This is a genomic window from Lentzea sp. NPDC059081 (assembly GCF_042738015.1).
GTDB lineage: Bacteria > Actinomycetota > Actinomycetes > Mycobacteriales > Pseudonocardiaceae > Lentzea.
The window spans coordinates 42,241-64,697 of sequence record NZ_JBHYGW010000028.1 but is presented as its reverse complement, the minus strand read 5'-3'; the positions used below and the strand labels follow the sequence as shown (position 1 = coordinate 64,697).

Annotated in this window: 19 protein-coding genes; 7 read left to right on the top strand and 12 right to left on the bottom strand. The window is 70.2% G+C overall.

Features of this window, described 5'->3' with window-relative positions; translation table 11 throughout:
• Window positions 1-609 precede the first annotated feature (609 nt).
• Window positions 610-2,817 carry an esterase-like activity of phytase family protein gene (locus tag ACFWV3_RS37740; RefSeq protein ID WP_382418714.1) on the top strand — a complete coding sequence of 736 codons (2,208 nt, stop codon included), beginning with the start codon at window positions 610-612 and terminating at the stop codon, window positions 2,815-2,817.
• On the opposite strand, the gene ACFWV3_RS37735 is transcribed toward ACFWV3_RS37740, so the two are convergent.
• Both ACFWV3_RS37735 and ACFWV3_RS37730 read right to left on the bottom strand, forming a co-directional pair.
• Window positions 2,818-3,666, bottom strand: coding sequence for an SWIM zinc finger family protein (locus ACFWV3_RS37735; RefSeq protein WP_382418713.1), 849 nt, complete (start codon window positions 3,664-3,666; stop codon window positions 2,818-2,820). It lies immediately after the preceding gene.
• Window positions 3,659-6,634, bottom strand: a complete 2,976-nt coding sequence (locus tag ACFWV3_RS37730) for a DEAD/DEAH box helicase (protein WP_382418712.1) — start codon at window positions 6,632-6,634, stop codon at window positions 3,659-3,661. Before ACFWV3_RS37730 ends, ACFWV3_RS37735 begins: the two co-directional genes overlap by 8 nt.
• 30 nt (window positions 6,635-6,664) lie before the next feature.
• On the opposite strand from ACFWV3_RS37730, the gene ACFWV3_RS37725 reads away from it, so the two are divergent.
• Complete coding sequence (locus ACFWV3_RS37725) at window positions 6,665-8,131, top strand: aromatic amino acid ammonia-lyase (RefSeq protein ID WP_382418711.1); 1,467 nt, start codon at window positions 6,665-6,667, stop codon at window positions 8,129-8,131.
• Window positions 8,132-8,704: 573 nt separating this feature from the next.
• On the opposite strand, the gene ACFWV3_RS37720 is transcribed toward ACFWV3_RS37725, so the two are convergent.
• Window positions 8,705-8,989, bottom strand: coding sequence for a MoaD/ThiS family protein (locus ACFWV3_RS37720; RefSeq protein WP_382418710.1), 285 nt, complete (start codon window positions 8,987-8,989; stop codon window positions 8,705-8,707).
• Complete coding sequence (locus ACFWV3_RS37715; protein ID WP_382418709.1) at window positions 8,986-10,065, bottom strand: WD40/YVTN/BNR-like repeat-containing protein; 1,080 nt, start codon at window positions 10,063-10,065, stop codon at window positions 8,986-8,988. Before ACFWV3_RS37715 ends, ACFWV3_RS37720 begins: the two co-directional genes overlap by 4 nt.
• Before the next feature lie 120 nt (window positions 10,066-10,185).
• Here ACFWV3_RS37715 and ACFWV3_RS37710 point away from each other — a divergent pair, with 120 nt between their 5' ends.
• Together ACFWV3_RS37710 and ACFWV3_RS37705 are read left to right on the top strand one after the other, a co-directional pair.
• Window positions 10,186-11,892, top strand: coding sequence for an acyl-CoA dehydrogenase family protein (locus ACFWV3_RS37710; protein ID WP_382418708.1), 1,707 nt, complete (start codon window positions 10,186-10,188; stop codon window positions 11,890-11,892).
• A gap of 149 nt (window positions 11,893-12,041) precedes the next feature.
• Window positions 12,042-14,072 (top strand): NPCBM/NEW2 domain-containing protein, encoded by a 2,031-nt coding sequence (locus tag ACFWV3_RS37705; RefSeq protein ID WP_382418707.1) that lies wholly within the window; start codon window positions 12,042-12,044, stop codon window positions 14,070-14,072.
• On the opposite strand, the gene ACFWV3_RS37700 is transcribed toward ACFWV3_RS37705, so the two are convergent.
• Window positions 14,069-14,701: a TetR/AcrR family transcriptional regulator C-terminal domain-containing protein gene (locus tag ACFWV3_RS37700; protein ID WP_382418706.1), complete on the bottom strand. Its 633-nt coding sequence runs from the start codon at window positions 14,699-14,701 to the stop codon at window positions 14,069-14,071. The two genes, ACFWV3_RS37705 and ACFWV3_RS37700, sit on opposite strands and share 4 nt — an antisense overlap.
• 68 nt (window positions 14,702-14,769) lie before the next feature.
• On the opposite strand from ACFWV3_RS37700, the gene ACFWV3_RS37695 reads away from it, so the two are divergent.
• On the top strand, window positions 14,770-15,210 hold the full coding sequence (locus tag ACFWV3_RS37695) for an ester cyclase (RefSeq protein WP_382418705.1): 441 nt from the start codon (window positions 14,770-14,772) through the stop codon (window positions 15,208-15,210).
• Here the strand turns inward: ACFWV3_RS37695 and ACFWV3_RS37690 are convergent.
• The 5 genes from ACFWV3_RS37690 to ACFWV3_RS37670 all read right to left on the bottom strand — a co-directional run bounded on the left by ACFWV3_RS37690 (window position 15,207) and on the right by ACFWV3_RS37670 (window position 18,675).
• Window positions 15,207-16,118: an asparaginase gene (locus ACFWV3_RS37690; protein ID WP_382418704.1), complete on the bottom strand. Its 912-nt coding sequence runs from the start codon at window positions 16,116-16,118 to the stop codon at window positions 15,207-15,209. The two genes, ACFWV3_RS37695 and ACFWV3_RS37690, sit on opposite strands and share 4 nt — an antisense overlap.
• Window positions 16,099-16,866 carry an amino acid ABC transporter permease gene (locus ACFWV3_RS37685; RefSeq protein WP_382418703.1) on the bottom strand — a complete coding sequence of 256 codons (768 nt, stop codon included), beginning with the start codon at window positions 16,864-16,866 and terminating at the stop codon, window positions 16,099-16,101. Before ACFWV3_RS37685 ends, ACFWV3_RS37690 begins: the two co-directional genes overlap by 20 nt.
• Window positions 16,866-17,480, bottom strand: coding sequence for an amino acid ABC transporter permease (locus ACFWV3_RS37680; protein ID WP_382418702.1), 615 nt, complete (start codon window positions 17,478-17,480; stop codon window positions 16,866-16,868). The genes ACFWV3_RS37685 and ACFWV3_RS37680 overlap by 1 nt, the downstream gene beginning before the upstream one ends.
• Complete coding sequence (locus ACFWV3_RS37675) at window positions 17,477-18,358, bottom strand: glutamate ABC transporter substrate-binding protein (RefSeq protein ID WP_382418701.1); 882 nt, start codon at window positions 18,356-18,358, stop codon at window positions 17,477-17,479. The genes ACFWV3_RS37680 and ACFWV3_RS37675 overlap by 4 nt, the downstream gene beginning before the upstream one ends.
• Before the next feature lie 110 nt (window positions 18,359-18,468).
• Complete coding sequence (locus ACFWV3_RS37670; RefSeq protein WP_382418700.1) at window positions 18,469-18,675, bottom strand: cold-shock protein; 207 nt, start codon at window positions 18,673-18,675, stop codon at window positions 18,469-18,471.
• 206 nt (window positions 18,676-18,881) lie between these two features.
• On the opposite strand from ACFWV3_RS37670, the gene ACFWV3_RS37665 reads away from it, so the two are divergent.
• Window positions 18,882-19,127: a hypothetical protein gene (locus ACFWV3_RS37665; RefSeq protein WP_382418699.1), complete on the top strand. Its 246-nt coding sequence runs from the start codon at window positions 18,882-18,884 to the stop codon at window positions 19,125-19,127.
• A gap of 33 nt (window positions 19,128-19,160) precedes the next feature.
• Window positions 19,161-19,898: a hypothetical protein gene (locus tag ACFWV3_RS37660; protein WP_382418698.1), complete on the top strand. Its 738-nt coding sequence runs from the start codon at window positions 19,161-19,163 to the stop codon at window positions 19,896-19,898.
• 49 nt (window positions 19,899-19,947) lie between these two features.
• Here the strand turns inward: ACFWV3_RS37660 and ACFWV3_RS37655 are convergent, their stop codons facing one another.
• Window positions 19,948-21,036: a sugar ABC transporter substrate-binding protein gene (locus tag ACFWV3_RS37655; protein ID WP_382418697.1), complete on the bottom strand. Its 1,089-nt coding sequence runs from the start codon at window positions 21,034-21,036 to the stop codon at window positions 19,948-19,950.
• Window positions 21,037-21,213: 177 nt separating this feature from the next.
• Entirely contained in the window at window positions 21,214-22,317 is a 1,104-nt protein-coding gene (locus tag ACFWV3_RS37650) for a sugar ABC transporter substrate-binding protein (RefSeq protein ID WP_382418696.1), read from the bottom strand.
• Window positions 22,318-22,457: the final 140 nt, after the last annotated feature.

Sequence of the window (22,457 nt, the reverse complement as noted above, 5' to 3'; positions counted from 1 at the left end):
ATCCACTCGACGGCCCGCCGGACCCGAGCCGCACCGCGCCATCCGGCTCCACCAACGACCCTTCCCTCACCACGCGCGCCCACTCGGCAAGCGTCCAACCCCGCCGGCGTGACCGGGCAGGCCCCAGCCGCCCGTCCCCGCCACCACGTGCCCGCAGCCAGGCGCCCGCCTCTGCTGCCGGGCACGCATGAGCGGCGTCCGGTTCAACGGGCTGCTCCTGCTGACGCCACAGCCCACAAGCGGTCCTACCCCGCCGGGGAGCACGTCCAAGCCGTACCGCGCCGTCCGGCCCTGCCCACGTGCCCGCACGAAGGCGACCCCGTCTCCGCCACCGGGTGCGCGCCAGCCGCGCCACCCCTCCCAACCACGCGCCCGTCCACACCCGCACCACCGCGCCGGCGACCAGGCCCTCGCCCACCTCATCCGAGCCGCCCCGTCCGTCCGCGTCCGAACCCGCGCCGGCCACCACCCCCGAGCCGTCGCGGGCAGCCCTCAACCCCAGCCCCACAACCGTTCCCACCCACCCCACCCCGAATAATCAGCGGACGTTCACCCGCCAGACCACCACGTCGGACACAATGCGCGCCTCCGAACCCATGAGGAGGACCAGTGGTCCGGTTGTGCACAGGCCTGGTGGCCGCCCTGCTGCTCGCATCGGCCACCCCGGCCATCCCGGCGGCCCAGGCCGCACCGGCCACCGCGTCGGCACCGCAGCGGTTCCAGCGCTTCGACACGATGCCGGTGTTCCGCAACAGCTCGGCGGCCGAGCACACGGCCGCGGAGATCGCCGCGGCCACCGCGGACGGCAAGCTGGTCGTCTACACCGACTCCCCCGCGCGCCGGATCGGGTTCGCGAGGCCGGGCGCGAAGCTCACGCCCGACGGTGTGCTGGCGATGCCGGGTGAGCCGACGTCCGTCGACGTCGTCGGCGGGCTCGCGCTGGTCGCGGTCAACACCTCGCGGTCGTACACCGAGCCGTCGGGTGTGCTCGCCGTCGTCGACCTGGTCAAGCGGGTCGTCGTCACGACCCACGAGCTGGGTGGGCAGCCCGACTCGATCGACATCTCGAAGGACGGCCGGTACGCGGCGATCGCCGTCGAGAACGAGCGGAACGAGGACGTCGACGAGGGCGAGATCCCGCAGGCGCCCGCGGGGTTCCTGACCATCGTCGACCTGGTCGGCAAGCCCGACGCGTGGAAGGTGCGGAAGGTCGGGCTGACCGGGCTCGCCGAGGTCGCGCCGGGCGACCCCGAACCGGAGTACGTCAGCATCAACGGCCGCAACCAGGTGGCCGTCACGTTGCAGGAGAACAACCACATCGCGATCGTGGACCTGCGTTCCGGCAGGGTCGTGAGGCACTTCTCGGCGGGCACGGCCACGGTCGCGAACGTCGACACCGCGGACGACAAGCAGATCTCGCCCACCGAGACCATCACCGCCGCCCGCGAGCCGGATGCCGTGGCCTGGCTGGACGACCGCACGCTCGCCACCGCCGACGAAGGTGACTACAAGGGAGGTTCGCGCACCTGGACGATCTTCGACGCCGACTCCGGCGCTGTCGTGCGGTCCTCGGGCAACGAGCTCCAGCAGATCGCGATCGAGCAGGGGCAGTACCCGGACGGCCGGTCCGACAACAAGGGTGTGGAGCCCGAAGGTCTGGCGGTCGCCACGTTCGGGCACGACAGGTACGCGTTCGTCGGACTGGAGCGCGCCAACCTCGTCGCGGTTTACAACGTGAACGACCCGCGCAGGCCGCGCTTCGTGCAGGCGCTGCCGACCGGGGTCGCGCCGGAAGGGCTGCTGCCGATCCCCGCGACCGGCACGCTCGTGGTGTCCGCGGAGGAGGATTCGGCCGAGGACGGCATCCGGTCGTCGCTCAGCGGGTACCGGCTGACGCGCAAGCCGCTGGCGTTGTCGTTGGCGCACAACGAAGGCACGCCGTCGATCGGGTCGGACGGCATCGGGTTCGGTGCCCTGTCCGGGCTTTCGGGCGTTCCGGGCAACGTCCGCGACGTCGTGGCGGTGACGGACTCGGCGTACAGCCCGACCCGGATCCTGACGATCGACACGGTGGCCGCGCCGGCGAAGGTCCGGCGGGAGCTGACGCTGACCAAGGACGGCAAGCCCGTCGGGTACGACGGCGAGGGCATCGCCGCGCGCAGGGGCGGTGGCTACTGGATCGCGGTGGAGGGCGACGGCAAGCAGAAGCCGAACCTGCTCGTCGAGGTCGCCGCGAACGGTGCCGTCGTGCGTGAGGTCGCGTTGCCCGAGGCGGTGGCGAAAGCGGCCACCAGCAACGGGTTCGAAGGCGTGACCACGGTGGGCGGCGGCAAGTCCGAGCAGGTGTGGCTCGCCGTGCAGCGGGAGTGGAAGCAGGACGTCCCCGGCCAGGCCACGCTGGCCCGGTACACGCCGGCGACCGGGGAGTGGGCGTTCGCCGCGTACCCGCTCGACACGGCGCAGGCCGGTGCGTGGGTCGGGCTGTCCGAGATCACCGCGCTGGACGACCGGACCCTGCTGGTGCTGGAACGCGACAACCAGCGCGGCGACGCGGCCCGGACGAAGAAGGTCTACCGCGTCGACGTCGGCCGCACGACGCCCGTGCCCGCGGGTGCCGTGAAACCGTTGGTGTCCAAGGCTTTGGCCAAGGATCTGCTGCCCGCGCTCAAGGCGGACGGCGCCACCGCGCACGACAAGCCGGAAGGCCTTGCCGTGGTCGGGTCCTGGCCGTTGCGGCGACTGGTCGGCGTGGTGGACAACGACGGTGTGGACGACGCTCCCGGCGAGTCGGTGTTCCTGCGGCTCGGCCGGATCTGATCACTCGGGCGCGGGGTCGTCCCCGGCCGGCCGGTTCAGGGCGAGGTAGGCCGGGCGCAGCAGGGAGACGAGGTCTTCGCGCCCGACCGTGATCGGCACGGCGTCGAGCTGGTCGAGCACGGCGTCCACCCGCACCGCGGCGGTGGGGTCGCCGAGCGTCAGGCTCGTCGTGGTCTGCTTCTGCCAGAACGTGTCCAGGCAGCGGGTCAGCGGTGGCGCCTCCTCGCGCGCCACTGCGGTGCGGGTGGTGCCGCGCAGCGTGCGGAGGCGGTCGAGCAGGTCCTCGCGACTGCGGCCGCGCCAGGCGAGGATCTCGAACGGGTCGTTGTCGAACGACTCGGCGAGCAGGTAGCAGGTGGCGGCGAGGTGCTTGCACGGCACCTCCCAGTCCGGGCAGGTGCAGTCCATCGTCAGCTCGCGCTGCGTGGCGGGGAAGAGGCGCAGGCCCAGTGAGGCGAACAACGTCTCGATGTCGGCGGGCATCTCGCCGGCCAGCAGCTTGGCGGCGTACAGGGCCTGTCCGGCGAGGGCGTGCTCGATGCGCTGCCACTCGGGCGTGGTGAAGGCCTTGATCGCGACCCGCGTCTTGTACGGCGTGGGTCGCGAGCCCTGCACCAGCGCGATGACCATGCTGGTGGACAACGACAGCGACAGCACCTGGCCCTGGCGCGCGTAGGTGCGTCCCCTGGTCAGGCGCCCGCCCATGCCGAACGACTCGAGCACCTCGATGAAGCGGCGCGACCACCAGGTGGCGCCGATGTCGCCGCGCTTGCTCTGCGCCTTGATCCCGTTGTCGACCTTGATGGTCTTGCCGTAGCGGGGGCGCTCCCCCGACCAGTGCTCACTCACCGACGGCCTCCCCCGACAACGTCAGCAGGTCGCGCAGCTGGGCGGTGGACAGGTCGGTGAGCCAGTTCTCCCCCGCGCCGACGACGAGCTGGGCGAGGGCGCGCTTCTCCTCGATCATCGCGTCGATGCGCTCCTCCAGCGTGCCGATGCAGACGAACTTGCGCACCTGCACGTTGCGGCGCTGGCCGATGCGGAACGCGCGGTCGGTCGCCTGGTCCTCGACGGCGGGGTTCCACCAGCGGTCCAGGTGGATCACGTGGTTGGCGGCGGTGAGGTTGAGCCCCGTGCCGCCCGCCTTGAGCGACAACAGGAACAGCTTCGGGCCCTTCGCGTCCTGGAAGCGCTCGACCATGCGGTCGCGAGAAGCCTTGTTCGTGCCGCCGTGCAGGAACATCACCTCGGTGTCGAAGCGGGCGGCGAGGTAGGGCACGAGCATGCTGCCGAACTCGGTGAACTGCGTGAAGCACAACGCCTTGTCGCCCTCGGCGAGCACTTCCTCCAGCACCTCCTCCAGGCGCGCGAGCTTGCCGGAACGGCCGGCGACGCGTGAGCCGTCACCGAGGAAGTGCGCCGGGTGGTTGCAGACCTGCTTGAGCTTCGACATGGTCGCGAGCACCAGGCCCTTGCGGCCGATGCCCTCCGCTTCCTCGATCTTCTCCAGCATGTCGTTCACGACGGCCTGGTAGAGCGAGGCCTGCTCGGTCGTGAGGTTGCAGAGCTGGCGCATCTCGACCTTGTCCGGCAGGTCGCTGATGATGCGCGGGTCGGTCTTCACGCGGCGCAGCACGAACGGGTTCGTGATCTTGCGCAGCCGGGCGGCCGCGTCCTGGTCGTTGTGGCGTTCCACGGGCACGGCGAAGCGGGCGCGGAACGTGTTGATCGTGCCGAGCACGCCGGGGTTGGCGAAGTCCATGATCGACCACAGCTCGGCCAGCCGGTTCTCGACCGGCGTGCCGGTCAGCGCGACGCGGTGGCGTGCCTTGAGCTGCCGCACGGCCTGGGACTGGCGGGTGGCGCTGTTCTTGATGTTCTGCGCCTCGTCGAGCACCACGCGGTCCCAGGTGAGGTCGCCGAGCGCGTCGGCGTCGCGGCCGGCCAGCGCGTACGTGGTGAGCACGAGGTCGTGGCTCTCGACGGCCTCGCGCAACGCGTCGCCGTCGAGGCGGTCGGCGCCGTGGTGGACGTGCACGGACAGTTCCGGCGTGAAGCGGGCGGCCTCGCGCTGCCAGTTGCCGACGACCGACATCGGGCAGATCAGCAACGTCGGCGGCCGCTTGCCGTGCGCGCGGTTCAGCGCTTCGAGGGCGAGCAGCTGGACCGTCTTGCCGAGCCCCATGTCGTCGGCCAGGCACGCGCCCAGGCCGATCTTGTCGAGGAACGCGAGCCAGGCGAGGCCGCGCTGCTGGTAGGGGCGGAGCCGGGCGCCGAAGTTCGCGGGCGGCTCGACGGGTTCGAGCTGCTCGTCGGCCTTGCCGGACAGCAGGTCGCCGAGCCAGCCGTCGGCCTCGACCGAGACCAGCGGGAGCGGCAGGCTCTCGTCCTCCTCGGTGAGTCCACTGTGGAGCATCACCTCGGCGGCGGTCATCTGGCCGCCGCCGCGCTTGAGGAACGCGAGGCCCGCGGCAAGGCGCTTCTGGTCGACCTGCACCCACTGCCCGCGCACCTTCACCAGCGGCACCTTCGCCCTGGCGAGCTCGGCCAGCTCGGCGTCGGTGAGCGCGTCCTCGCCGAGGGCGAGCTCCCACTTGTAGTCCACGATGGACTTCAGGCCGATCTCGCTCTCCTTGGCGACGGTGCCCGCCGTCCCGCGGCTCTTCGTCGAGAGCTTCAGCCCCAGCTTCGTCCGCTGCTGCCACCACGAGGGCAGCAGCACGCCGAACCCGGCCTGCGCCAGCACGGGCGCCGCCGTCAGGAACCGGTAGGCGCCCTCCGCGCTGACCTCCAGCTCGGCCGGGTGCGACGCGCGCAACGCCTCGTCGAGGTCGGGGTGCAGCTTGCCGGCACGGCCGAGGTCGGCGAGCAGGTGCTCCTGCGGCGCGGGGATCCACCGCCGCAGCACGCCGTCGTCCGCGAACCAGACCTGCTGCGCGGGCACCAGCACGCTCGGCTCGTCGACGGCCTGCAGCAGGAACTCGACGGCCCACTCGTCCTCGTCGCGCTGCTCGGGCGACCGCAGCCGGAAGCACGTGCGCACCGGGCTCTCGTTGCCCGCGCTGTCGCGCCACCGGTCGAGCTGCTCGCGCAGTTCGTAGAGCTCCACGGGGTCCGCGTCGAAGGCGGGCTCACCGGTGAGCGCGGCGAGCCAGGCTTCCGCCGTCGTGACGCGCCCACGTCGCTTCGGCACGAGGCCGGTGCCGTTCAGCCGGACGCGCACCTGTTCGTCGACGGCGGTGGTGAGCGCCGCGCGCACCAGCTCGGCCGGGTCGCCCGCGATCTCCTCGCAGCGGCAGGCGGGCGGCATCGCGGCCTGCAACGCCGCGAACCGCGCCGAGTCCGTTCCCGACAGCACCGGCACCCACCGCGCGACGGCCTGGTCCGGCGCGACCGACGGCAGGACGCGTCCGCGGTCGACGAGGTCGGTGGCGAACTTCGCGACGTCGAACACGAACCGCGCGGAGTCGCTCAGCCGCACCTCGGCACCGCGTTCGACCGTCCCGTCGAGACGAACCGTGGGAACACCCCACTGCCGCAGCTGCACCTTGCCGCGCTGCGCCCGTCCCGCCGACAACGGGTCGCGCACCAGCTCCGGCGACGCCATCGGTCCCGACGAGAACGACGGCAGCAGCAACCCGCGTGTGGTCGTTTTGACGCTTTCCTGCCCGAGGGCTTCAGCCAGCGATTCAGCGGTCGCAGCGAACGGGTGCGGTGCGTCCCGACGCGTGCTCTCGCTGCGTGCGGGCAGCCTGGCATCCTCGGCCCACAGCGCGAGGACGCCGTCGGTCGTGCACAGGCCATGCAGTACGAGCACCTCTGAACCCTATGTGCTCACATTGGTGCCATGGTCGAAGACTCCCCTGTCGTGCTGGACGGTCAGTCCCTCGGCGCCGACGACGTGGTGCGCGTGGCGAGGTACCACGCTCCGGTGTCCCTGCACACCGATGGACTCGCACGCCTCGAATCGTCGTGGCACGCCAGCCAACGTCTCGTGGTGCGACGACAGGTCTACGGCCGCACAACGGGCGTCGGCGCGAACCGCGACCAGATCATCAGCACCGAGGGCTGGGCGGAACACGGCCTGCGCCTGCTGCGCAGCCACGCGGGCGGACTCGGCGGCATGCTCCCCGAGGAGCAGGTGCGCGCGATGATGGTCGTGCGCCTCAACCAGCTCCTCGCCGGCGGCGCGGGCGTGCGCCCTGCCGTCGCCGACGCGCTGCTGGCCGCCCTGAACAGCAGCTGCTACCCCGGCGTCCACGAGTACGGCGCCATCGGCACCGGCGACCTGACCGCCCTGGCCGAGACGGGCCTGACGCTGCTCGGCGAGCGCTACTGGCTCGGCTCCACGCAGACCCCGGACCCGATCGAGCTCGACTCGGGCGACGCGCTGGCGTTGATCAGCAGCAACGCCCTGACCATCGGCATGGCGGGCCTGGCCTGGCAGGACGCCCACCAGCTGCTGAAGGCGACGCACGTGGTGGCCGCCCTGTCGTTCTTGGCCGTGGACGGCGCCGTCGAGGCCTACGACGAACGCGTCCACCTGGGCCGCCCGCACCCCGGCCAGGTGGCGGTGGCCGCCGAGATGCGCCGCCTGCTGTCCGAACCGGCACGCCCGCCGGCCCGCATCCAGGACCCGTTCGGCTACCGCTGCTTCCCGCAGATCCACGGCCCGGCCGTCGACGCCGCCACCGACCTGGGCCGGGTCCTGGACGTGGAGTTCAACGCCGCCGCCGAGAACCCGCTGATCGTCGCCGACCACTTCGGCCCGTCCGACGACGCCGCCTACCACCACGGCGCCTTCCACAGCGCTTACCTGGGCCAGGCCCTCGACCGCCTGCGCCTGTCGATGCTGCACACCGGCCACCTGTCGACGGCCCGCCTGGCCACCCTGGTGGAGCCGAACTTCACGGGCCTGCGCCCGTTCCTGGCGGAGGGCGTGCGCGGCAGCTCGGGCGTGATGATCCTGGAGTACAGCGCCAACTCGGCGCTGGCCGAGGTCCGCACCCTGGCCGAGCCGGCGAGCATCGGCAACGCCGTGGTGTCGCGCGGCCAGGAGGAGAACTCGAGCTTCGCCTTCCAGTCGGCCTCGCAGGCACTGCGTTCGCTGGGCGCGTTCCGGCTGGTGCTGGCCTGCGAGGTGGTGGCCGCGGTGCGGGCGCTGCGCCTGCGCGGGGTGGTGCCGGAGACGCCGGCGCTGCGGGCGGCGTTCGAGGCGGCGGAGGCGAAGCTGAACCCGGACATGGCGGACCGGCAGCTCAGCCCGGACGTCGAGGTGGCTTCGGGGTTGCTGGACGACTTCGCGAACTGCTGAGGCCGGGAGGGCGGTCGGTGCCGGCGGGGACGGAGTGGAGGTGCGGGAAGCGCGGAAGATCGGGGGCGGCGGCAGGAGGGCGGCGCGGTGAGCGGTGGGAGCCGGGGGCACAGCACGGCGACGACGGCGAGGCGGGGTTGCGGACGCGGCGAGGTTGCTGGGGCGGCGGTGCGACGCCGAGAGCGAATCGACGCGCGGAGGCACGCGGCCTCGGACTCGCGGTGCGAAGGCGCGCGGCGCAGGGGCGCGGCGAAGGCAGACCGGGGCGGTGCGCGCAGGTCAGGCTGCCCGCGCCGGGGCGGCCCGCACGGAGTCGGCCCGCACCGCGCAGGGCTGGTTGGTGCGTCAGCTGCAGCTGGTCAGGTACGTCGGCGGGGCTGGGCGGGCCACGTCGGCGGGGCGAGGCCGGTCGGACACGTCAGTGGCGCTGGCCGGACACGTCAGCGGCGCTGGCCGGGCACGCGGCGGGGCCGGCCGGGCGCGTCGGCGGGGCTGGGCGGCGCGCACCCGGCCAGGCAGCTCGTGCCGGAGGTGCGCCGTCATCCCCGGTCGGCGCACCCCCGGCTCGGGCCGTCAGCCTCCTGCCACCGAAGGCAGGATCTGGATCTCGGCGCCCGCCGGCAGCGGGGTGGCCGGGCCGTCGAGGCGGCGGCATTCCTCGCCGTTGACGTAGAAGTTCACGTAGCGGCGCAAGGCGGCGCGTTCGTCGCGCAGGCGGCGGTCGAGGCCGGGGTAGGTGCCGGCCAGGACGTCCAAGGCCGCGCCGAGGGTGGCCGGGTCGGGGACGTCCAGCGCTACGGAGGACTGGCCTTCGACCGCGGACCGCAGGACGCCGGGGATCAGGACCGTCACCTTCACGTGGGGATCACCGCCGCTCGGACCGACATCACGTCCGGCAGGTGGGCGGCCACCTGGTGCCAGGTCTCGCCCTCGTCCGGGCTCGCGTAGACCTCGCCCGAGCGGGAGCCGAAGTAGACGCCGGGCACGGGGGCGGCGTCGGTGCACATGGCGTCGCGCATCACGGCCGTCCAGAAGTTGTCCGGCAGGCCCGCGCCCAGGGCTTGCCAGGTCGAGCCCGCGTCGCGGGAGCGGTAGACGCGGCACTTGCCCTCGGGCGGGAAGCGGCGGCCGTCGGCCTCGATCGGGAACGTGAAGATCGTGTCCGGGTCGTGCGGGTGGACGACCATCGCGAAGCCGAAGTCGGTCGGCAGGCCGGCGGCGATGGACTGCCAGGTGTCGCCGCCGTCGTCGCTGCGGTAGACGCCGTGGTGGTTCTGGGCGTAGAAGCGGGACGGCGACGCCGGGTGCTGGGCGACCTTGTGCACGCACTGGCCGAACTCCGGCCACGGGTCCGGGAAGAAGTACGCCTTGATGCCCTTGTTGCGGGCCTCCCACGACTTGCCGCCGTCGGCCGTGCGGTAGACGCCGCCGGTCGACATCGCCACGAGCATCCGGTCCGGGTCGGCCGGGTCCGGCACGATCGTGTGCACGGCCTGGCCGCCGAAGCCCGCCTCCCACTCCGGGCGGTGCGGGTGGTTCCAGAGGCCCTCGACGAACTCGAACGACCGGCCGCCGTCCGACGACCTGAACAGCGCCGACGGCTGGGTGCCCGCCCACACCACGCCCGGTTGCGAGGCCGGGGCCGGCTGGAGCTGCCACACGCGCTCCAGCGCCGCGTCCTCCACCGGGAACGCGATCGGCGGCGAGGACGACTCCTCCCAGGTGGCACCGAGGTCGTCCGAGATGGACACGCCGGGACCGAAGTGCGGCGAGGCCACGCCCGCCAGCAGCCGGACGCCGGACCGGGTGTCGAACGCGACCGCGTACACCTCCTGCATCGCGTGGTGCGGTCCGTCGACCTCCCACGTCACCCGGTCCTCGCTGCGCGCCAGCCACAGGCCCTTGCGCGTACCGATCGCCACGACCACCGTCATCGCAACGCAGCCTCCTCACGAGAAGATGTGATGCGGAGCACGTTACGCCGGGGGTCCGACAATTTCCGCAGCTGGAAGAAACCCCACGTAGACCCACAAGTTACTCACTGGTAGCGTCCGATGGGAGACCAGAAGGAGGCGCCAGTGCTGCTCGACCCGAACCACTACGACCCGGCCCATCTTGACGACGAGACCCGCCGCCTGCTCAGGGCGACCGTCGAGTGGTTCGAGGCCCGCGGCAAGCGGCAGCTCATCGCCGACGCGCAGGACAAGGTCTGGTACGCGGAGTTCCTCGACTTCGTGAAGCGGGAGAAGCTCTTCGCCACCTTCTGCACGCCGGCGAGCGTCGACGGCACCAAGCGCTGGGACGCCGCCCGCAACGCCGCGTTCAGCGAGGTGCTCGGCTTCTACGGCCTGCAGTACTGGTACGCCTGGCAGGTCACGGTCCTCGGCCTCGGCCCGATCTGGATGAGCGGCAACGAGGAGGCCAAGCAGAAGGCCGCAAATCTCCTGGACAGCGGCGCGGTGTTCGCGTTCGGCCTCTCCGAGAAGGAGCACGGCGCCGACGTCTACAACACCGACATGATCGTCACGAGGACCGACGACGGCTACGTCGCCAACGGCGGCAAGTACTACATCGGCAACGGCAACGTCGCCGGCATGGTCAGCGTCTTCGGCAAGCAGGGCGACGACTACGTCTTCTTCGCCGTCGACAGCCAGCACGAGAGCTTCAAGCTGGTCAAGAACGTCGTCGACAGCCAGATGTTCGTCAGCGAGTTCCGCCTGGAGGACTACCCCCTCACCGAAGCCGACATCCTCCACCGCGGCCCCGACGCCTTCTCCGCCGCGCTGAACACCGTCAACGTCGGCAAGTTCAACCTCTGCACGGCGACCATCGGCATCAGCGAGCACTCGTTCTACGAGGCGATCACCCACGCCCACAACCGGATCCTCTACGGCAACCCGGTCACGGACTTCCCGCACGTCCGCCAGAACTTCGTCGACGCGTACGCCCGCCTCGCCGCGATGAAGCTCTTCGCGGACCGCAGCATCGACTACTTCCGCAGCGCGAACGAGGACGACCGCCGCTACCTCCTCTTCAACCCCATCACCAAGATGAAGGTCACGAGCGAGGGCGAGCACGTCATCGACCTGCTCTGGGACGTCATCGCCGCCAAGGGCTTCGAGAAGGACACCTACTTCACCCGCGCCACCGCCGACATCCGCGCGCTGCCCAAGCTCGAAGGCACCGTGCACGTGAACCTCGCGCTGGTGCTGAAGTTCATGCCGAACTACTTCTTCAACCCCAAGGCGTACGACGAGGTCCCGACCCGTCACGACGCCACCGACGACGACTTCTTCTGGCACCAGGGCCCGGCGCGCGGCCTCGGCAAGATCCAGTTCCACGACTGGGAGCCGATCTACGCCGAGCACGCCCACCTGCCGAACGTGGCGCTGTTCCACGAGCAGGCCAAGGCGATCAAGACGCTCCTGGCGACCGCCGCGCCCGACGAGGCCCAGCAGCAGGACCTCGACTTCCTGCTGAACCTCGGCCACCTCTTCACCCTGGTCGTCTACGGCCAGCTGGTGCTGGAGCAGGCCAAGATCACCGGCACCGACCCCGCCGTGCTCGACCAGGTCTTCGACGTCCTGGTCCGCGACTTCGCCGGCTACGCGACCGCGTTGCACGGCAAGGCGAGCAGCACCGAGGCCCAGCAGCAGTGGGCACTGGCCCAGATCCGCAAGCCGCACGTCGACCAGGCCCGCTTCGACGCCGTCTGGCAGCAGGTCGCGCAGCTCTCCGGCCGCTACGAGATGCGCCCCTGACCAGCGGGTGGGCGTCGAGGGACCTGATGGCCTCTTGACGCCCACCCGAACCGAACGTTTCCATGTGTCTGATCGTGTTCGAACATGTGCTGTGTTGAGCACGACCGCCGCCGCCCTGACGAGTCCCTGGTCAAGAGGAGCGCGTGCACGTGGATCAACGCAGATCGAAGTGGCGCACAGCAGTGGTAACGGCCGCCGTCATCGCCGGCACCTTCGTCACACCGTCGGCCCAGGCCCAGCACGTGCTGAAGGACGACGGCCTCGCCCTCACCCCGCCGATGGGCTTCAACAACTGGAACAGCACGCACTGCCGTGACGAGTTCGACGAGGACATGGTCAAGGGCATCGCCGACCTCTTCGTCACCAAGGGGCTCAAGGACGCGGGCTACGAGTACGTCAACATCGACGACTGCTGGGCCCTGCCCGAACGCGACCAGAGCGGCGACCTCGTCCCCGATCCGGCGCGTTTCCCCAACGGCATCAAGCACGTCGCCGACTACGTGCACGGCAAGGGCCTCAAGTTCGGCCTCTACACCAGCGCCGGCACCAAGACCTGCGACGTCGAGGGCTTCCCCGGCGGCCTCGACCACGAGGAGCAGGACGCCAGGCTGTTCGCGAGCTGGGGCGTCGACTACCTGAAGTACGACAACTGCAACAACCAGGGCGTCGACGCGAAGTACCGCTACACCAAGATGCGCGACGCGCTGGAGGCCACCGGCCGCAAGATCGTGTTCAGCATCTGCGAGTGGGGCGAGAACAAGCCGTGGGAGTGGGCCCGCGACGTCGGCCACCTCTGGCGCACCACCGGTGACATCACCGACACCTGGGACTCCATGCTGTCGATCGCCAAGCGCAACATGGACCTCGCCGACCACGCGGGCCCCGGCCACTGGAACGACCCGGACATGCTGGAGGTCGGCAACGGCGGCATGACGGACGTCGAGTACCGCAGCCACTTCAGCCTCTGGTCGATCATGGCCGCGCCCCTGCTGATCGGCACCGACCTGCGCAAGGCCACGCCCGAGACGTTCGAGGTCCTGGAGAACCGCGAGGTCATCGCCGTCGACCAGGACAAGCTCGGCGTGCAGGGCCGGGTCGTGCGCGACGACGGCGGCGTCCACGTGATCGCGAAGCCGCTCAGCAACGGCGACAAGGCCGTCCTGCTGTTCAACGAGAACGACAGCGCCACCACAGCGTCCGTCACCACGTCGGAACTGGGGCTCACCAACGCGACCGGCTACAAGCTCCGCGACCTCTGGGCCAAGACCACCACCCACACCGCAGGCTCGATCACCGCGGCACTGCCCGCGCACGGCTCGGCGATGTTCCGCGTCAGTCCGGCGAACGACTGGTACCGCTACCCACCGGCCGTCACCGCGACCGCGTCCGGCGAGCTCCTCTACCCCGGCGCGCTGCCGATCGCCCAGCCGGGCAGGCCGGTCACCTACACGACCTCGGTGACCAACTCCGGCCTGCTGCCGATCGCGAAGGTCCGCGCGAGCCTCACCGTTCCCCGCGGCTGGACGGCGCGGGCCACCACGCCGAGCACCGCGACCGTTGTGGCAGGACGGAAAGCGTTCACCACCACCTGGCAGGTGACCGCTCCTCCCGGCGCGCAGGAAGGCCGCGTGCCGATCGAGGCGAGCTTCGCCTTCCACAGTCCGAACGAGAAGAACCCGGTGCACCGCAAGCACTCCGTCGAGGCGTACGTCCCGGGTCCGGCCCCGAGCGGCGAGAACTTCGTCAGCGACCTGAAGTGGTTGCGCAGCACCAACGGCTGGGGTCCGGTCGAGATCGACACGACGAACGGCGAGACGGCGGCGGGTGACGGCGGCCCGATCACCATTCGCGGTACGGTGTTCGCGAAGGGCCTCGGCACGCACGCCCCCGCACGGCTCGAGTACTACACCGGCGGCGCCTGCACGAAGGTGACCGCGACCATCGGCATCGACGACCGCAAGGCCGACCCCGCCAGCTCCGTCACCTACGAGGTCTGGGCGGACGGCCGGAAGGTCCACGACAGCGGACCGGTCACCGCCACCGACGCCGCCAGGGCGCTCGACGCGGACGTCACGGGAGCGACCACCGTCCGGCTGGTCGTCACCGACGGCGGCAACGGCAACGCCTACGACCACGCCGACTGGGGCGACCTGAAGATCAACTGCCAGAACAGGACCTAATCGGAGCGGTACCTCTCCAGCGCCGCGATCAGGAGCTCGAGACCGAACTCGAACTCCTGGTCGTGGTCGTAGGTCCCCAGCTCGTCCAGCACCCCGGCGGACAACGGGAACGCCGCCGCGTCGACACCGGTGTAGGGCGACAACGCGATCCCGCCGAGCTCCGGCGACGTCGCCACCTCCCGCATCACGGTGCCCAGCAGGTACGACACCATCGCCCGCATCATCCCGACGGCGACCTCGCCCTCGAACCCGGCGCGTGCGAAGTTCGCCAGCGCCGCCTCGATCGTGCGGAACCCGGCATCGCTGCTCAGCCGCCGCGTCGCCAGCAGCACGAACGCGCGCGGGTGCCGGCGGGCCAGCTCGCGCACCGCCCGCGCGTGCGCCCGGATGTGGTCGCGCCAGTCGTCACCGTCCACCTGGTACGGCCGCGCCTGCGCCATGATCCGCTCGGCCGCGAGGTCCACCAGCACGGCCTTGTTCGGCACGTGGTTGTACAGCGACATGGTGCCCGCGCCCAGGTCGGACGCGATGCGCCGCATGGAGACGGCCTCCACGCCCTCGCGTTCGATCACCCGCACGGCCGCGTCCACGATGCGGTCGCGGGTCAGCGGCTCACGACTCACGGACACTGGCGAAGACCCCGTGACCTGGAGTAGCTTCCCTGCGACGTACGGCGTACGTAGGAGGATCCGTCGGCATGACCGAGTCCAAGGCGCTCAGGGCGCTGCGTGAAGCGATCGTCTTGGAGCACATGGAGTCGCAGAACGACCACGACTTCGACACCTCCTTGACCACGTTCCCCCGTCCTCGGTACGAGATCATGGCTTCCGGTCAGGTCCTCGACGGGGTGGACGAGGTCCGCGCGTACTGGCAGCGCACCCGTGCGGCGTTCCCCGACCAGCGCACCCTGGTCGTCGACGTCCACCACGCCGACGACGCCGTCGTCGTCGAGTTCGAGCTCCAGGGCACGCACCTCGGCAGCCTCACCGGCGAGGAGGTGACCGGCAGGGCCTTCAAGGTCAGGATGGTCGGTTTCTTCCTGTTCGACAAGGACGTCCTTGTCTGCCAACGGGTCTACGGCGACACCGCGACCGTGATGGCGCAGCTCGGCATGCTCGACGTCCCCGAGACGTTCTAGCGGCCGCCCTGGAACACCACGCGAACCTCCCCGACGACCTGCCCTCCGCCGAGCACCGGCACCGACAGGTGTTCCTTCGCGGGTGACACGTCGAACCCGAGCGAGGCCAGCGCCGTGAGCCCGATCGCCGTCGTGGCACGGGGGTTGCCGTCGAGCACCTTCACCGCGACCGCGTGCCCGGCGGCCGTCGCCAGCACGAGCACCCCCTCCGCACCGCCCTTGGCGACGACACCGGGCAGCAGCTGCATCACGACGGTGTTCACGTGCCCGGTTCCGCCGACGTACTCGGGAAAACGGCGCATGGCATCGGCGACGGGCGTGCGCACCAGCCCCTGCATCGCACGTGCCAAGCCGTGCAACGACAACCCGTACACCGGCGCACCGCACCCGTCGACCGCCGTGTGCGTCACGGCCTCGCCGGCCAGGTCCTCGACCGTCCGCATCACCTGCTGCTGCAACGGGTGTGCCAGCTCCAGGTAGGTCTGCGTCGGCCACCGCGCCGCCACGCACGCCGCCAGCATCGCCGCGTGCTTGCCCGAGCAGTTCATCCGCACCCGCGACGGCTCGGTCAGCCGTTGCCGGGTCTGCTCGTCCTCCGGCCAGGTGGCGGGACACCGCAGCAGCCCGACCGGCAACCCGCCCAGCACCTGCATCACCAGCTCGACGTGCCGGTTCTCCCCCGTGTGCGACCCGGCCGCGATCGCCAGCGCCGGACCCGCCAGCGGCGCCCCTGCGGACAGGCACGCGAGCGCCTGGAACGGTTTCATGCACGACCGCGGCAGCACCGGGTCCTCGACGGCCCCGACGGACACGGCGATGTCACCGGACGGCAGCAGCCCGACCACGCTGCCGTGGTGCAGGCTCTCGACGAAGCCGGACCGGGTGACCTCAGCGAGCAGTGCGGGCACGGGTTGCCTCCAGCCGGTGCGCCAACCGGGACAGCGCCAGGTTGACCACGAGGTAGACGAACGCGACGACGAGGTACGTCTGGACCAGCAGACCGTTGTAGTTCGCGAGGACCCGCCCGTTGAACAACAGCTCGGTGTAGGACACGACATACCCCAGCGAGGTGTCCTTCAACAAGCTCACGGCCTGGGTCACGAGCAGCGGTGTCATGTGCCGGACGGCCTGGGGCAGCACCACGAACCGCGTCACCACGCCGTCCGCCATGCCGAGCGACAGCCCCGCCTCGCGCTGACCGGGGTCGACCGACTCCACGCCGGCCCGGAAGATCACCGCGTAGGACGCCGCGTGCGACAACGCCAACGGCACCACGAGCTTCCAGAACACCGGCAGGTTCACGCCGAACGACGGCAGCACGAACAGCATCACGTACACGAGCAGCAGCACCGGGACCGTGCGCATGACCTCGGCGTAGCCGCGCGTGAACCGGTTGGGCCGCAACGCGAGCAGCAACCCACCCGCCATCGCCAGCACCCCCGTCGCGCACGCCGCCACCACCGTCGATCCCAGGCCTTCGAGCAGATAACGCCACATCGGCCAGGTCAGATACGGCCTCCACCGAACCGGGTCCAGCTGCCCGCCGGCCGCGAACTGCCGCAGTCCCAGCGCCACGAGCCCGAGCAGCACGACGCCGGACGCCACCGAGACCCAGAGGATCCGGCGGCGGGCACGGGGACCGGGCGCGTCGAACATCAGGCCAGCCGCCGTTCCAGCACCCGCGCGCCGGCCCCGATGCCGGCCGCCATCACCAGGTAGCAGAGCCCGACGCCGGTGAAGACCAGCAACGGCTGGGCGAGCTCCAGGTTGATCCGTTGCGCGGCACGGGTCATGTCCACCACGCCGACGACCCCGGCCAGCGCCGTCGCCATCGTCAGCGCGATCGCGATGTTCGCCAGCGGCTGCACCACCCGCCGAGCGGCCTGCGGCAGGACCACGTACCACAGCGACTGCCGGAACGACAGCCCCAGCGCCCGCGCGGCCTCCCCCTGCCCGGCGGCCACGGAGCTGACGCCCGACCGCAGCGCCTCCGCCACGAAAGCGGCCTCGTACAGGGCGATCGCGACGCACGCCGTCCAGAACAACGGCATCTTCACCCCCACCTCGGGCAGCCCGAACACGAACAGCACCAGCCACGCCAGCAGCGGGATGTTGCGCCACACCTCGACGTAGACGGCACCGGCCGCGCGCAACAACGGCACGGGCACGATCCGGAGCACGGCGACGACCAGCCCGACGAGCAACGCGCCGGCGAACGAGAGCAGGGTCAGGGCGACGGTGTTCAGAAAGCCTTCGAGGACAAGGCTCATGAGGCGATCGCGGGTGGCGCCGGCGCGTCGCCGGTCACCACGGTGCCGATCGTCTGCTTCCAGACGTCCTGCCACAGACCGGACTTGCCGATCTCGCGCAGCCAGTCGTCGACGAACTTCGTGAACTCCGCGTCGCCGTGCTTGATGCCGATGCCGTACGGGTCCTCGGTGAACGGCTCGCCGACCAGCTGCAGCTCGGAGTCCTTCGACGCGTCGGCCACGAGGATCGCCTGGTCCTGCACGTAGGCCTCGCCGCGGCCCTGCTTGAGCGCGGTCAGGCACTCGGGGTCGGAGCCGAACTCGACGATCCGGGCCGTCGGTGCCGCGTCGCGCACCGCCTTCACACCGGGCGTGTTCGCACCGACGATGACCGTCTTGCCCGCCAGGTCGGCGGGTGTGGCGATGCCGGACGTGCCCTTGCGCACGGCGATGGACTGACCGGACTGGTAGTACGGCCCGGCGAACGACACGCGTTCCTTGCGAGCAGGCGTGATCGTGTAGGTCTGGATGATCACGTCGACCGTGCCGTTGCCCAGCAACGGTTCGCGCGTCTCGGAGGTCGCGCTCAGCAGCTCGGTGTCCGGCTTGCCCAGGACGTACTGCGCGAGGAGCTTGCCGAGGTAGGCGTCGAAGCCGGTGACCTCGCCGCTGACCGGGTCGAGCTGGGAGAGCAGCGGGGCGTCCTGGGACCCGCCGATCAGCAGCTTCCCGCGCTTCTTGATCCGGTCCACGGCCGAGCCCGGCGTGACCTGGCCCGAGTACACGGGTGCCTTGGCCAGCAACGCGTCGATCTTGCTCCCACCACCGGGAACCGCGTCGGAACCGCCGGAACACCCGGCCACGAAGAGCAACAGCGCCGCCACGACCAGTCTCCCCATGGGCTGAAGCTACTGATCGCGATCGAGCGGGCACAAGACGCGACGAAGCCGCCTGTCCAGTTCAGGACAAGCGGCTTCGGCGTCAGATCAGATGTGCTGACCGATCAGGCTCAGACGGCGCGAACGCCCTGGGCCTGCGGGCCCTTCTGGCCCTGACCGATCTCGAACTCGACCCGCTGGTTCTCCTCGAGAGCCTTGTAGCCGTTCATCTGGATCTCGGAGTAGTGGACGAACACGTCGGCCCCGCCGTTGTCGGGGGAGATGAAGCCGAAGCCCTTCTCCGCGTTGAACCACTTAACGACGCCCTGTACTGCCATCTTGCTACTTCTCCTCTAACAGGTGCCGGATCGCGTTCGCGACCACCGGGTCAAGTCGGAACAGCGACTTCTCCGGAACCTGGAGAACCCTCACGCTCGCGACCTCGTTTTGCGCGAGCGTGGTACCACGAACACGAAAACGTACGACCATGGACAGTCAACCACGCCTCCCCGCTTCCAGTCGAGCCGTCAATTTGACTGCTAACGTGAGACCCCGAACGACCTTCGCGGAGGTGCTCGTGCCCCAGCAGACGACACTGTCGATCAAGGTCAGCGTGGCCCCGGAGGCCGTGCGCGGACTGCACGCGGTCGTCCGCGAACACCTGGAGAACGCCCCCGCGCGCAAGGCTTCCCGGGGCGGTGACGTGATCACCAACAGCCTCACCGGAACCGTGCACGGCACCGTGTTCCAGATCGGCAAGGTCCACGGGGACGTCAACCGCAACGGGTAACCTGGTGGGTCCTCGACCCACAAGGGGCTGTGCTTGACCGGCAGCGAACGCCTGCTCTTCTTCTTCATCGGCTTGGTGACCACGTTCGTGTTCATCCGCATCAGCGTGCGCATGATCCGGGCGAAGGTGCGGTGGTGGCCGCGCAACATCGTCCACGGCGACACGCACGTGCACCACGTCGTCTTCGGCACGGTGCTGCTGCTCCTGTCCAGCGTCAGCAGCCTGATCATCCCGGACGACCTGTACGGCGCCCGGTGCGCCGCCGCGGCGGTCGTCGGCGTAGGCGCGGCGCTGGTGCTGGACGAGTTCGCGCTGATCCTGCACCTGCGGGACGTGTACTGGACCAAGGCGGGCAGGCTGTCCGTCGACGCGGTCTTCCTCGCCGTGGGCCTGACCGGCACGTTCCTGCTCGGCGCCCGGCCGCTCGGCTACGACGAGGTGCTGCAGCTCAACCCGGACACGACGCCGACGGACACGTTCACGCTGCGGGTGATCGCGATCGGCGTGAACCTGTGCCTCGCGATCGTGGCGCTGCTCAAGGGCAAGATCTGGACGGGGCTGCTCGGCCTGCTCGTGCCGGTGGTGCCCGCGATCGGCGCGGTGCGGCTGGCCAGGCCCGGGTCGCCGTGGGCGCGCTGGCGCTACTCCGAGGGCTCCCGCAAGCTCTCCCGGGCCTACCGCAGGGAGGCGCGGCTGCGGCAGCCGATCATCCGCGCCAAGATCGCGGTCCAGGAGTTCATCTCCGGCCGCCACGACCTGCCGGACCAGTGACGCGGCACCTCGTCGTGCCGCGCCACCGGCCCAGGTCTCGGAGACGCCGCTAGCCGCCGACGATGTCCTGGCTCGCGCACACCGCCGCCAGGTCGCCCGCGCAGAGCTCGGCCGCCTTCACGACGCCCTCGGTGACGAGGGTCCTGACCGAGTCCTTCTTGATCAGCGTCGCGCCCAGCAGCACCGACTTCATGTCCCGCCGGGACACGGGGTCGCGGAGGTTGCCGGTGGCGAGGTCGTCGGCACCCTCCAGGTCACCGCGGGCGACCGCGATCGCGAGCCTGGCCGCGGCCTCGGCCTCGTCGCGCACCGGCTTGTAGACGGTGTTGCACTGCTCGCCGCGCAGGACGGCCCGCAGGCCCTCGATCGTGGCGTCCTGACCGGTGACCGGCACCTTGCCCGCGAGGTTCTTGCGCTTGAGCACCTCGATGACCGCGCCGGCCAGGCCGTCGTTGGCCGCGACCACGCCGTCGACCCTGCCGCCGTTGCCGTTGAGGATCTCCTCGAACAACCGGCCGCCGAGCACGTTGTCCCAGTCGGCGACCGGCTGGGTCTTCACCAGCTTGAGCGCCCCGCTGTCGTACTTCGAGGAGAGCTTCGACTTCTGGCCCTGGGTGAACAGGGTGGCGTTGTGGTCGGTCGGCGCGCCCTCGATCTCGATGATCTGGGCGCCCGCCTTGTCCCCGAGGCAGCTCAGCAGCCCGTCGGCCTGGAGCTGGCCGACGTTCACGCTGTCGAAGCCCACGTGGTACTCCGCAAGGCCGCCGAGCGTCACGCGGTCGTAGTCGATGACCGGGATGTTCGCGGCCTTCGCCTTCTTCTGGACCGCGAGCCCGCCCGCCGCCGACAACGGCGTGATCATGAGGACCTTCACCTTGCGGCGGATCATCTCGTCGGCGATCCGGGCGAACTTGGCCTCGTCGCCTTCCGCGTTCTCCATGAACGGTTCGATGTCCGCGTAGTTGAACGCCTGCGTGAGCAGCGGCCGATCTTGTTCTTCCCAGCGCGCGGAAGTCGTTCGGTCGGGAAGGATTACCCCGACGATTGGTTTGGGACCGCGCGCCGGCAGCGTCGGAGCACCCTGACCTGCGTCACCGCAGGCCGAGAGGAGAAAGAGCAGGCACGCCGACGATGCCATTACCCGTCTTCGCATAAACGCGGAGTCCAGCTCTTGAATCTTGTTAAGTCAAGATTTGTTCTCATAACATCACCCTCCGCTGCCGGTCGACTACGGCTCGATTCGGCACGGAAGCACGGGGAGGAAAGGCGTTCAAGATCGGTTCCCGACAGCCCGGAACGCCTTTTCCACCGCCTGTCAGCCCACGACGATGTCCTGGGCGGTGCACACCTGGGCCAGGTCTGGGGTGCAGAGCTCCTGCGCCTTGACGACGCCCTCGGTGACGAGCCTGCGGACGGAGTCCTTCTTGATCAGCGTCGCGCCCAGCAGCACCGACTTGATGTCCCGCCGCGCGACGGGGTCTCGCAGGTTGCCGGTGGCGAGGTCGTCGGCACCCTCCAGGTCACCGCGCGCGACCGCGATGGCGAGCCTCGCGACCGCCTCCGCCTCGTCGCGCACCGGCTTGTAGACGGTGTTGCACTGCTCGCCGCGCAGGATGGCCCGCAGCCCCTCGACGGTGGCGTCCTGACCGGTGACGGGCACCTTGCCCGCCAGGTTCTTCTTCTTGAGCGCCTCGACGACCGCGCCGGCCAGACCGTCGTTGGCCGCGATCACGGCGTCGACCTTGCCGCCGTTGCCGTTCAGGATCTGCTCGAACAGCGGGCCGCCGATGTCGGGTTTCCAGCCGTCCACCGGCTGGGTCTTCACGAGCTTGAGCGCGCCGCTCTCGTACTTGGGCCCGAGCACCGACTTGTGCCCCTGCGCGAACAGCGTGGCATTGTGGTCGGTGGGCGAGCCCTCCATCTCGATGACCTGGGCGCCCTGTCTCTCCCCGAGGCAGCTCAGCATGCCCTCGGCCTGCAGCTGGCCGACGTTCACGCCGTCGAAGCTCACGTAGTACTCCGCCTGGCCGCCGAGCGTCAGCCGGTCGTAGTCGATGACCGGGATGCCCGCCTCCTTGGCCTTCTTCTGCACGGCGAGACCACCCGCCGGTGAGATCGGCGTCGTCACGATGACCTTCGCCTTGCGCCGGATCATCTCCTCGGCGATCTGGACGAACTTCGTCTCGTCGCCGTTCGCGTTCTCGATGAACGGTTCGATGTCCGCGTAGTTGAAGGCCTGGGTCAGAAGAGGGCGGTCCTGTTCCTCCCAACGACTGGAGCTCGTTTGGTCGGGAAGGATGACCCCGACGATTGGCTTGGGTCCCCGCGAAGGCAGCGTCAGTGCGCCCTTGCCCGCATCACCGCAGGCAGAGAGCAGAAAGAGAAGGCATGCCGACGTTGCCATTACCCGTCTCCGCATAAACGCGAAGTCCATCTTCGAATAATCGACAAGTCAAGATCCGTTCCTATAACATCACCCTCCGCTGTTGATCGACTACAGTTCGATTCCGTACGAAAGGCGCTGATGCTGGATGGCGTTTTCGTGCGAGTGTGTCGGAC